7 protein-coding genes and 1 CRISPR repeat array are annotated in these 12,190 nt (G+C 51.2%); of the genes, 1 reads left to right on the forward strand and 6 read right to left on the reverse strand.

Going from position 1 to position 12,190, the window contains the following annotated elements:
* The first annotated feature begins 27 nt into the window (after positions 1-27).
* A CRISPR array of direct repeats spans positions 28-328; the repeat unit is 36 nt; unit sequence GTTGTCCTAGACCTGCTTATTCCCATTTGCTAAGCT.
* A 62-nt stretch (positions 329-390) separates the two neighbouring features.
* The 5 genes from cas2 to V6Z81_10480 form a co-directional block, all read right to left on the reverse strand.
* Positions 391-729: a CRISPR-associated endonuclease Cas2 gene (gene cas2, locus V6Z81_10460; protein ID MEG9862887.1), complete on the reverse strand. Its 339-nt coding sequence runs from the start codon at positions 727-729 to the stop codon at positions 391-393.
* Positions 726-1,634 carry a type II CRISPR-associated endonuclease Cas1 gene (gene cas1, locus V6Z81_10465; protein MEG9862888.1) on the reverse strand — a complete coding sequence of 303 codons (909 nt, stop codon included), beginning with the start codon at positions 1,632-1,634 and terminating at the stop codon, positions 726-728. Before cas1 ends, cas2 begins: the two co-directional genes overlap by 4 nt.
* 3 nt (positions 1,635-1,637) lie before the next feature.
* Entirely contained in the window at positions 1,638-5,243 is a 3,606-nt protein-coding gene (cas9, locus tag V6Z81_10470; GenBank protein MEG9862889.1) for a type II CRISPR RNA-guided endonuclease Cas9, read from the reverse strand.
* A 279-nt stretch (positions 5,244-5,522) separates the two neighbouring features.
* Positions 5,523-6,197 (reverse strand): TetR/AcrR family transcriptional regulator, encoded by a 675-nt coding sequence (locus tag V6Z81_10475; GenBank protein MEG9862890.1) that lies wholly within the window; start codon positions 6,195-6,197, stop codon positions 5,523-5,525.
* Positions 6,198-6,599: 402 nt separating this feature from the next.
* Entirely contained in the window at positions 6,600-8,597 is a 1,998-nt protein-coding gene (locus V6Z81_10480) for a hypothetical protein (protein ID MEG9862891.1), read from the reverse strand.
* Positions 8,598-8,829: 232 nt separating this feature from the next.
* Between V6Z81_10480 and V6Z81_10485 the strand changes: the two genes are divergently transcribed.
* Complete coding sequence (locus V6Z81_10485) at positions 8,830-8,955, forward strand: hypothetical protein (GenBank protein MEG9862892.1); 126 nt, start codon at positions 8,830-8,832, stop codon at positions 8,953-8,955.
* Between the two features lie 362 nt (positions 8,956-9,317).
* Here V6Z81_10485 and V6Z81_10490 read toward each other — a convergent pair.
* Positions 9,318-12,190, reverse strand: a 2,873-nt coding sequence (locus V6Z81_10490) for a S8 family serine peptidase (GenBank protein MEG9862893.1), incomplete at its 5' end; no start/stop codon positions are given.

Here is a 12,190-nt window from a genome sequence, read left to right on the forward strand (position 1 = left end):
CACAGTTGACAGTAATAGGGTTAGGACGTTGTCCTAGACCTGCTTATTCCCATTTGCTAAGCTTGTAGATTATCAATATCATTATCTACGAAGGTTGTCCTAGACCTGCTTATTCCCATTTGCTAAGCTTGCATGAGGTCAACACGATATAGTTTATCAAGTTGTCCTAGACCTGCTTATTCCCATTTGCTAAGCTGCAAGCGTTGGTATATCCCCGCCGATTTTGGTTGTCCTAGACCTGCTTATTCCCATTTGCTAAGCTGAAACACGTAAAGAATGGCGCGACGCTAAAGTTGTCCTAGACCTGCTTATTCCCATTTGCTAAGCTAGGAGTTGCGTAAGGTTTTGATTTTCAAGTGGTTTTGCCGTTCGGTGAGCGGCAAAACCACATCAAAAAAGGCGCAATTGGGAGGGTTTGATCTCATTTTTGATTCGCCCCTTGGCGTAAAAACGCCTCATATTTGCAAACTGCTTATCGGTTATTGTCAGAATATCAATTTTTCCACCGGGGGGCAATTGTTGCTGAATTTGCCCACCAACGGCATCGGCCTTTTCGCCGGAGGCGCAATATTTCAAGTAGATTGAGAATTGCGACATCTCAAAGCCGAGATCCAGCAAATGATTGCGAAAGCCAGTTGCTTGTTTACGCTCTTTCCTGGTACCGACCGGTAAATCAAACATGACGAAAAGCCACATGATGCGATAGGGGCTGAGGTGACGGCGGGTCACAACGCCGCTATTTCCAATGGGTCAGGCAGAACCGGCATCAATAGTGTATCGGCTTCACCCATATAATAGGCGGCCAAAGAGCGACTGACACGCACGGCAACTTGTGACAGTGGAGAAATCTCCCCGGCAACAGGCAAGGAAAGTGTCATCAATGATGCGAGGTCTGATTTTATTTCAACGTTTAAGTCGCCAATGTCATCATAATTTTTTTTATAGATAAGGTAGTCGGCAATCGGGCGAAATGGCTCCATCACATCATCCACCAGATTGAGGGGGTTTTGCGGGTTTTTGTGATGCAGGCTGAAACTGGGGTGTAGTCCAGCTCCCACCAAACCCCGTGCGACACCGGCACGAACGACCGTATAGGCATAATTCAGCACGACGTTGAGCCCCGGCGCATCACGATTGCGGCGAAAATCAGAGCCAAATAATTCCTGCCAATAGGCACGGGCCGCTTGCGCTTCACAATTGTCCGGATCACCGGAGCGCACATTGTCGGCTAACCGCTTTAGCCGCACATCGGACTTACCGGCCCGCGAAAGCACTTCGGCCTGATTGGTGATTTTCGCTTTAACGATGGTTTGCCAAGCACGTTTACGCTTGGGCTCAGAAAGCGTTGCTTGCGCCCGCATCACCTGAAATTGCCTGTTATACCCCTGCACGGGTAGCGTCCATGTACTGGGCAAATAATTCTGCCCGCAGGTGACAACCGGCACATTGCGTTGCGCCAGATGGTCAAGCAAATTGGTGGAAACAGAACAGCCCGGAACGGAAATGATGATGGCGGCAATATCATCCAGAGGAACCTGCCCCAATTTCTCGCCATCATGGCGTACTTCCAGAAAACCACGATGCTTGTTCAGCCAGTGGCCGGGATCGGTGATCTCAACTATCTGCCCGACCATGGGTTAACCATTCTTGCGGCGCTTTTCATAGCTCACTTGCCCCGTTGGGCTAACGTGAACCTTGCGGGCTTTGAGTTCCCGCAATTTACCGGGAGCCTTTCTGAAATATGAAAACTCTTTATTCTTCTTATCACGGTCGCGGGCATCTACGTTGGCTTCGTTAAGGGGAGCAAAAGACAGTGTTCCGGGAGTTGTTACCTGCAACCGCAGCAACCTTTTCACGCCATTTTCTTCAATTTCAATACAGTCATCTTTCTGTAACCGCATGATAAGGCGAGCGGCTGGATGAGGCCGTTTGGTCACACCGGGCCGGAAGCCCTTTTGACTGGCCGTAAAGCGTGTAATCACCCTTTCTTCCCACATCCCGGCCTCTTCATGGCCTGCCGGATATTCGTAAATCTCGGTAGCCCAGTTACCGTCGCTTTTGTACGCTTTGTATATCTTTCCGCTTTTATCTTTGATCGGAATAACACTTAAAGTTTCTGTTCGGCGTAAATGACGTATGCCTTTCTCTTTGGCCAAACTCATAACACCTTCATCCCCTTTTTTGCCACTGCCCACGGCGTCATCAAAAGCGTGCAGAAATTCAGCGCGCAATTTATCATCGCGAATGGCTTCTACATGGTCGCGGCTTTTAAACCTGTCAACCATCCAGCGTGTCACTACTTCGTGTCGGCCTTTTCTGTCCGGACCGGACACAATGCCGTAGGCCGTGTCATTGTGAAGTTGTCCGCTGGTACTATCCTGACCCGGCAACATATTATTATTTTTGAGCGTTTTCTTCCCGGATTTGTGTGATACGACGATGTTGCGGACGATTTCTTTCACATCATCACGAAAACCCTCCCATGGGTCTATAACACTGTGACCGTCTTCGTTTTTCGGGAAGAGGCGATGCAAATTAGGAGTGTTAGTTTCTCGCTTACTGGCTTCACTCGCTACCCTTTGCAATACACTTCGGCTGGTCATGCCAATGACGATGGCGTCAACCGCGTGATGCCGGTGGTCATCGCGGTTCTTTTTCTGCTGTGCGTCTTCGGGAAGATTATCGCCTTGCAACACACCGTTCAGCCCCCAATGGCCGCGCAACAACGCCGTAAGCCGTCCGGTCAGAACGTCAATTCTGTCGATATGGCAAATATTTTTAAGGTATTCCCGCGTCAATCGTCCGATATAGCGGGTATCATTGAGGTGACGACTGGTGAAATCGTCATGGTCACGCCGCCATATATCAAGAGCGGTTTCCTGAAATCGCCATTGTTTGGCTTTGGCAAGGTCTTTGACACGTTCAAAAATCTCATCCCAATTATACCCTGATGGGCTAGAGCCGAACGCATCAAACGGTGTACGCTGACCCTTATCTCTATTGGCTTCCCGGGTGCAAATTACCTTATTGGCACGGCTGTCATCCAGCGAAATTGAGAAAGGGATAAGGTGTTCAATCTCGGTCTCGCCATTGAATAAGTCAGCGATGCCGATAATTTTTCCTGAAAAGGGGCAGCGTCTTCCGGCAGGGTCTTCACTCAATTCTTCCCATAATTCCACCCGCAACCGATTATCCCGGTTTATCCGTTGGCCGTGTTCTCCCAAAATTTTGTCAAGCCGCTCGTTCTTGTTCTGGTTCTTCTTTTGCCCGCGTTCAATCTCCTTGCGTTTTTCTGCGCCTACCGGTAACTCACGCCCCAATTCAATGGCAATGGAGTGCGGATGCCCGAAACGGGTAATCAATTCATTGACAACCTGTCTTATCTGGTTGAGTGCAATATGTACGGTCGGATTTGTAATGCCACCGTAATACTTTAGATCATTACCTTCATCTTCAGGTTTTCGGTTGCCCGGGATGATGTGCCTGCCATCATGAAACGCTTCACCGTAATAGGGTAAAGAATTTCTCGGTTCATATTTGCCATCATCACCCATCTTGCGTGTAAATGTGACAAACCCCTCAATCTCCTGAGTACAATTTTCTGCCGCTTCATGTTGGAGCGGTATAACGGTCTTTACCTCTCCGGTTTCCTCGTCATGCTTCTCAATACCACCCCGCATTTTTTCCAGCATCAGACATGCCGCTTCCTTTGATATATGCGCCGTGCCGTCTTGTAGCGTGGCATTGACACAATTTTCCGCAGAATGTTTAGGCAAATTGAAATGTTCAACCAGATAGTCTGCGATATCCTTATCGTCTTGCGATCCATCTCTAATAGATTTGGCTGCGGATATGCTTTTTCCTGACTTGTGCGCTTCTTCAGATTCCTTGTCCCGTTTTTGTTGTTCGGGTGTTCCGTTGATGATGATGTCAATAAAATTATCTTGTTTTTCCAGAGACCACTCATGCCATTCAGAACCGACATAATCCTCACGCTGCATAATGTTTGACGTGAGATTTCCATCAAACCCTTTGCGTTTTTCGCTCTCGAAATTGAATTCAAAATTACCTTCCTCAATATCCATCCGTTTGAGGATGTTTTTCATTTTACTCCAGACGATTTGACCGTTTTTTGTTTCCACCCTCTCCAAAAGAGTAACAATGGCATCACGAGCTTCCCACAGGCGGCTACAATCTGGTGCGTTTTGGAAATACCCTTGATCATTATTCCACCCCAGACTATTCACCTCCTGATACATGCGATAACGCTGGAAGCTCGGCATGGCGCGGAAGGTGCGGTCATGGGCAGGCATATAGGTGCATTTGCCAAGCTTTTGTGGCTTTAGCGGACGCTGGGTGAAAATGATTTTATGGAAAAGCGCTTTATCCCGCATCTCATTAGAAAAATGTTCAGATTGCGCACCCCATATTTTATTGAATTCATCCTTATATACTTCACGGTTTGGGTAGACGTCATACAGTTTGCCATTATCACCGGCACCGGGGCGGGCACGGGTCTGCTTACCCTCCTGTTGCCGACTGTATAGAAAACTGCCGTAGGTAAGGTCTTTTTGATCTGCCAGTTTCTCAAGAGCATTTTTGCGTGCATCAGCTTCACCTTGCCGAGCCGCTTTTTTGTCTTCTTTTGATAATTCCTTATATTCTTCTTGCGGCAGGGGCGGAGCAATCAACGTCATTTCCTGCATCAACAACCGTACCGAGCCGGAAACCTTACCGTTGGTTGTTTCCTCACTCCTATCTTTCCTATTGCTCTGAAATCCGCGGCGCTGGTTGAGATGAAAAAGAGCGCGGCCAACCAGATGAACCGCCTTCAACCCGCTTGCCGCATTGAGAGCGTCAGATGCAGAATCGCCCCGGGTTTTCAGATCGTTCAGAATATCACCCGCTTTATCGCTCAGCAGGCGGGCGCGTAATTCTAACGGGTTCAGTTTTTGTAGTGCCTGACGTGCGACACCATCAGTCTCGGCGGGGAATAACCCGACCCCGGTCAGTGCTTTCAGCAAATAGGTGCGGCGCTGTTTATAGCGGTCGTGCCGCCGTCGAGATGATCGCGCCTCGCGCCGGTCAGCCGCAAGCGTAGATTTTGATTGGTTGTCCCGTCCGTCAGAAAAAATCCGAGAACCGGCAGCTTTAATAGCAACGGGCGTGCCATTTGCACCAACCTCCAGAACGCTCCAACCCAGTGAGTTAGTACCGACATCCAAGCCAAGACGGTAATCCATCGCACTCTCCAATTATATTTCTTCTTGCCACGACACTTAACTATTGCCTAGTTTTTGATTATTGCTTAATCTACCTTCATTGGGAATAAGCAATTCTTGTGTCTAGGATTAACAAGTAAGAATTTGCAAAATTGATGGGGCTGCCTACGGGCGGCCCCATTCTTTTTTCCATTTATTGGGGGAAAGCAATATCTTTTAGACCTTCTATAAATGAGATTTTCAGGCCATTTGCGTACACAGGGTTATAGTTCCCTAAATTATAGGGGGTAGAGCACCTGTCTATTCCAGAGCAGAGATATATTTCTTCAACCCGTCATTAACCTGCGTGATTAAATTCTTGTCTACATAGGGCACCAACATGAAGGCGCACTGTTGCAGTCCTTCAGCGATGTCATGCGGGGTTGTCTGACCGGGTTCGTTTATGGTGTCCTCATAACGCGGCCATGCGCTCGATAACACCCACAAACTCTCTGCCAGTCGGTCACGCGATTCCTGATCTATTGCCGTCGGACCGGGATTGTGTTCGAGAAGATTTTCGAGAATCAGGCGGATCCCCATAAAGCCCTCTTTGTTAAGGTCCCGAAATCCGTTTGCCAGTTCGGTCGAGAGATGTGAGAGTTCACGCCCTGCCGATATAATAGAACGATAGCGCCATAGCAAGGACGCCCCGCCGGTATAATAGCCAACGGCCTGCACCGGATGGATCGGTCCGAACAAGGGTAGTTTCAATACTTCGGCTAATTCCGAACGCAATTGATTGACGATTGCAAGAACAATTTCAGAGAAATTATTAAAGTAGTAGTAGAAGCTGCCAGAGCTGGTGTTGGTATGTTCGACAATTTGTCTGATGCCGATATTGGTCCCACGCAAATTTATTAATTCAATGGTCCCTTCAATAATGAGTTCACGGGTAGCGATGCGTTGTGGCAGGGGTGTGGTGGTTGCTGTGCTCATAGAAGATTAATGCCGAATTGTTGGCCAAGAGTCTATAGAAAATATGGGGATTTATACACCTTACTGTCATTGATATCTGCTCCATCTTTGAAAGCGGATTCAACATCCGCCATCGTGACCGGAGGCAATAAAAGTCTATCATCAACCGGTATTTATTTTGTGCCTTTTTTCACCTGTGCTCCCATCAACAGGCACGGTTTTGGCAGCATCTTCACTAACATCAGAATAGAGCAATAAACTGACCCTCTTCCATTTAACCGGTCCACCCTGCAAGTTAGTCAACTGTCATTTGCCGATAATGAACCTTTTCCGGAAAAGGACCGGATGAGGCAAAATTGGGATTCAAAACAGTATCCTGAATTAACACTCAGCAGTGTCTCCCTCCGCTTCATTCGAAATGTATCAGAATTCCAGCACGAGCGATGCCTGTGCTTCCGTTAAAATATTCCCGCCAAGGGGTATAGACCGTCCGGCAAGCCTTACGCGGCCAGTCCGGGGACTTATGATGCTTGCATTGACTGAAGCGGTCCATCCCCGCCCCAGAGCCATATTCAGCCCGCTACGAAGATTACAGAGGGCTGCATCATAGGCTCTGAGCAATGACCCTGTTTCCGGAAGCATGTGTTCGTAACGGCATGATACTCCTCCGAAGGCCTTAATATCCGTAGTCAGATCGTATGCAGAGTCTATATGGGCAGATAAGGCCAGTATGGAACCGTTAATAAATGATCCTGTCCCCCGAACCGGCGACAACGGCGACAGGGGATCAATATATTCCATGTTCAACTGCCAGGTCTCTTTTCCTATAACCAGACCGGTCCTGTTTTCATCGCCATATAGCCATACAGACCCGCCTTCAGTTAACCGTGGCATTTCACTCAAAGGCAACAGAAGCGGAAAGGCAACAGGTACGGAAAAATCACGCCCGTAGTCATCATAGGCCGTTATTCTTGCCACATCTGTCAGACCGGCGACAGATACATGACCTCTGACAAGTAACAGGTTTTCGGGGTCAAGGACCAACTCTCCTGCCGGCGTAAACAGGCAGGCCATGGTCAGATAGCCCCGTCCGTGCCGTGTTGTCGCCCCCTTTCCTCCCGGAACGTCACTCTGACCCGGCGGGCGGGCCTGATCGGCACACCGCAGTGCGACATTTCTCACCGCTTCCGGCGTCAGGTAATCCCAGCGCCGGGCAACGGCCGCCAAAAGAGCCCCCGTTGCCGCCGTCGCCATTCCGGAACCGCTTACATACTCCGTGATACCCTCAGGCATATTTGACTGGTCAACACTTGCTACAGGATATGTGCCGGGTGCCGTAATACAATTCTCTTTTAAAATCCCGCACGGCACTTCCGGTTCCGTTGCATCCCCGTCAAGGGGGAGGACTCCCACAAAAAGGGTACATTCATCGGCTCCGTCAACGGTGATACCGGCCGGCATCACAAGAAGGGCCCGGCATCCGGCCGTAGCCTTTGCATCACCGGTGGTGAAAAACTTGTCCCTGTCCTCGACCGGATGAACTACGGCGATGACATCGGCTCCCTTTTGTGCATCTGAGGCCCTCAGGGCCTGATCCGTTTTTGCCACCGTCCCTGACAGGTCCGGCCCTTCAGGTGTTATCCCGTTGAAAATCTCGTAGTAATGATGGTTGGTGCGCGGAGCCAGACATTCATGGGCTACACGGCGCATATCTTCTCCCTGATTTCCGCCGGCGACGATGTGAAGACGCCTACCGTAACTATCCAGATCGTCTTCTACCTTATGGGCAAAACGGGCGACCCCCTCTATGACAAAACCGATGACAGGCTTATCCGGGCCTGCCTGATCCGTCGTAACGGAATATCTGGCCCCCAGACATCTGCTGTAGCCGTCGGTAATACCGGTCGGAACCGTGACAGGCATTCCCGTAGGAATGTCAGGTGTTGATCCGGGAGGTACCTGAGGCGGGGCCGGCGGGTTTGTTCCCGGAGGGGGCTGTTCCGGCTTCATTGGCGTTACCGGTTTTTCAGGGTTCGGATTGTTGCCACCGGTTGTAGGATTTGCTCCGGGATTGTTTCCGCCCGGATTATTAATATCTATGGCAACAGGGCCCTCGCCGGACGTAACATCAGAGCCATTGTCTCCGCCGTCATCCCCATCCTTTTCATCCGGTGTGTCGTCTTCTCCGCCATCCGGCGGGTCCGTTGCCGTTGGGGGTTTCGCTATATTTGCCGGTCCCGGTTCCTGAATCCAGGGAGATGAAGGAGCCGGTAATCCTCCACCGCCTCCTGAACATGCCGCCAGAAGGACTATTAAGGGGGTAGAGATAACAAAAAACTTTACCGGCCGGTTATGAACCCCAGAGATTCTCTTAAAAAACCGGCCTGTTGCCACCCTCTGTACCGGGGTGGCGGCGGCCATTATGCTGTTCTTCCTTTGAGGTCCATTTTGACCTCCTTTAAAAATTAGGCTAATCTCTCTTTTATTAGAGTCAAGTAAATAATTTTAGAACTTTTGTTCTTTTTGGAAAAGTATAGTGTTTTCTTGAAAAATCACCGGTAACATGTGTTGCCGGGCGCAATTTCACAGTGCCAGTTCCTTCACGATGGTTTTAAACAGCATGATAATCCTTGACAGGGGCGATAGTTCTAGTGTGACGGAAACTCCGGAGGATGTTGATCTCAGTACTAACGACCCTGAGTTCGCAGAGCAAATGGCGGCACTGAGGGCGTTTAATCGTGATAACCACGGCGTGCTTAAAAAGTTAGCTGATACATAAACCCCGGCCGAACAGTGATTGAACCGAAATGGATACTGATCTGCCCCCAATTATTTGGTCCACCCTGAATGTTGGTGAAGATGTGACCCAAACTGACTCCAGATCGATCATAAACTAACTTTCTAATTGGACGTTTTGATTAGGGCAGCTCAAAACTGTTATATAAACTGTCTTGATGACGTATCGGGTAGTCTGTTGGTTTATGAGTTTCCTTAGGGTCATATATTGGCCGTCTATTGGCTCATGCGCCGGCGCTTCGGCAGCAACTCATAAATGAGGCTTAGCACGGGCTTATGACGGAGGCCGCCGTTCGTGGTGGTGCTAACACCTATTCAAAGAAGAACCTCAAAGGATTGCCCTGTTTAGAAATCGTAATCAACGCTGGCTATGCCGAAGAGCCGGGTACTGGCGGTGGCATCATGGCCGGAGTGGCGCGTTGCTCCGGCGCGTATTTCCGTGGTAATGTTGTCACTGAGCGGAGCTCTGTACCCGATACCAAAGGTGATCTCACGGCCTGACGGAGTAAGAGTGACGTCCGCATGACCCTGAAGTAACTGACCGCCAATGGTGCGGCCCGACCCCCAGGTAATTCCCATCTCTCCCGCTTCAATACGCAGGGGCTGGCTTACGATCAAGCTCAGTTGGTCGTCAGGCGTCATGATACTGCTTCCGGTCAGGCCCGCCGAAAATGCACTGGCTATCACGGGGGAGGTACTCTTGACCAGACCTATGGACGGGGCTTCAGGGCGGGCGATACCCCCATGAGCCTGAGCCAGAAAACTCCACCCCCCGGATAGACGGCTGGCAAGCGTTAGGCCACTAAACAGCGCCGGAACGGGAGGCGGCGTACCAAACGCTCCCTCTGAGGCCAGACCCAATATCTGCCCGTCCTCCATCAGGGCTCCCATTGCAAGGGACAGAGACGTATCATCGGTAGGACTTATGGCATAATCCACCACCACACCATGCGCTTCTCCCCGGGTGCTGTGGTTTGGCAGCCCGTCTTCAGTGGTCATAAGCCCTGTGCCGGTAAAGGCAGCCATGCGTAATACACCGTCACCAAAGGGTTGCCCCATGCCAACCGTTACGCCCTGCTCGGCAAGACCGAGGAACGGATTGCTAAAGGCCGAGGGATCTGCCGTCATGACGGGGGTGCCTGACCCGTCGGTCCGTATGGCCCGCAATCCCAGAGGCAGGCCGTGGCTTGCCTGATGGGACATAAATAGATGAGAGCCTCCCCTATTCCCTGACACATTATTGCCTCCCCCGGTAAGTGGCAGAACGGCGGCCATACCGTGTTCCCCCATCATGCGAACGGAGCCATCTGTCAGGTGCGCCGTTTCAAGATCGAAGACTGCAAGGCGGTCGCGCCGTCCTGCAAGGCTTAAGGGACGCGGGGTTGTAAGCAGATCCGACAGAAGTTGCGGGAAGGGCGCATGATAGTCGTCAAAACCCGCCATGGTGCGTCCTTCAAAGGCCAGAGAGAGGGCATCGCCGTAGGCGTCCCCGGCGATCAGATGACTTCCCGCCAGAGGCAGGGAAACTCCTATCAGACTGCTGCCCATTGTTGCCCGTATTTGCCCCATGGGTCGTAAGGCAGCCTCCATATCAAGCAGGCCGGCTCCGTAGACTGCAACCTTGCTGAACTCGGTGCCGGTGTTGTTGGCGCTATCCAGCATGCGCATGACGACTTCCCTTAGAGAGAGCGTAGGAAAGTGTTCGATCAGGACGGCAAGAGCCCCGGCGACATGAGCCGCCGCATTAGATGTGCCACTGTAGCCGCTGAAGTAGGACCTCGGAAACGCGTAGTGAGCCCCCGCTATTACCGAACGTATATTCTGGCCCGGTGCTGCGATGCAGTAATGCCGCCCGGCATAGTCGGGGTGGTTTCTGTCGCTTATCCAATCGGCGGGCAGAGCGCCACAACGATTAGCGAAAGATGCGATGCGCGCATTGGCGGGGGTTACCGTAGGCGGGGTAACAAATCTATCGTCGCCCCCTGTAGTTACGGCAGTGACGGCCAGCCAGCGTCCCCGCAATTCATCAATATGATAGGGCAGGCCGGCCAATTCAAAGGGGGTTGTGGCACCATCCGTATAGGTGGCAAGTGCCGTTTGATGGTAGTTTCCCGCCCCCCAGACATAGAGCGGTTTCTCGCTGGCGTGCAGTTCACCGGCAGCAAGGGTTCCGGTCATTGCCGAGTTTATAACCCGGGAGTATGTGCTATGCGCACGCACTTCGGTTTCACTCCGGAGATGAATCATGCTGTTGCCAGAAAAACCAAACATTAACACCTGAGAGGTAGGGACCATAAAGTCAATATAATCCGGGACATCAGATAGTGATGGTTTTATGGTTAAAGCCAGTAGCCGCGACTTCGGCGCTACGCCCATCATCCCGATTTCCTCAAAACTGTCCTCCGCACTTGCTGCCATTATGGCGGCGAGAGGCGTGCCGTGGCGCGTACTGAACGCTCCACTACTAAGAATTTCGGGTATTTCCCAATAGAGATATGCACCCGCATTATCCGGGTCGGGTTGCCGTATGTAGGTTTTATCGCTCTGGCAGTTATCACGCAGCAAGGCCTCAAGGCCAGGATTAGGGCGTGGTAACCCAAACCCTTCAGCAGGGCAGGCATATTTCAGGTTTGTCCCGTCTATAATATTTTTATGCAATGCGCCGGCGGCGGCCTCATGGATGGTGGGAGACATGCCTACCGGGAGAGCCCGTGCTTCGGCCGGGACATCGGACTCCTCCACTTCATAAGCCAAAACAGAATTGTCCTTGAATTTTGCCGTGCCCAGATCTGAATGGAGATGGTCAAAGCCCCTATTGGGAATGCCGATCGTCACGCCCTCTCCCATGGCATCCAGAGCCACGGCATATTCGTTATTGATGGTGCGCAAGCCCGCCTGATTACGGAACTCATGGTGTCTGTTTATAATCCATTCTGCCGCCGTGTCTGTTGCCGTCAAATGTGACGTGAAACTACAACAGGTGACACCGGGACCGGGTGGCCTGCAGGTCAGGCTTGTCGTGGCGGTGGTTGAACGCATTATCATTGCACCGTTGGCGACATACTCGCCGTCCTGCGTCGTACAGCCATACGTGCACGAACAGGTTTGGGGCGGTTCCATCTTACAGGTCAGGGTTGTTGTGGTGGTTGAAGCGGGGGCCGTAATGCCCATGTCGAGGTCGGGGCCGTTGTTGCTCGTGCACCCGAAGGTGCAGGTGC

It is taken from the genome of Parvularculales bacterium (genome assembly GCA_036881865.1).
Taxonomy (GTDB): domain Bacteria; phylum Pseudomonadota; class Alphaproteobacteria; order JAPOUT01; family JBAJNM01; genus JBAJNM01.

Coding starts and splice junctions, on each gene's coding strand:
- cas1 (MEG9862888.1), bottom strand. CDS start 1,634: ATGGTCGGGCAGATAGTTGAGATCACCGATCCCGGCCACTGGCTGAAC.
- cas9 (MEG9862889.1), bottom strand. CDS start 5,243: ATGGATTACCGTCTTGGCTTGGATGTCGGTACTAACTCACTGGGTTGG.
- V6Z81_10475 (MEG9862890.1), bottom strand. CDS start 6,197: ATGAGCACAGCAACCACCACACCCCTGCCACAACGCATCGCTACCCGT.
- V6Z81_10480 (MEG9862891.1), bottom strand. CDS start 8,597: ATGGCCGCCGCCACCCCGGTACAGAGGGTGGCAACAGGCCGGTTTTTT.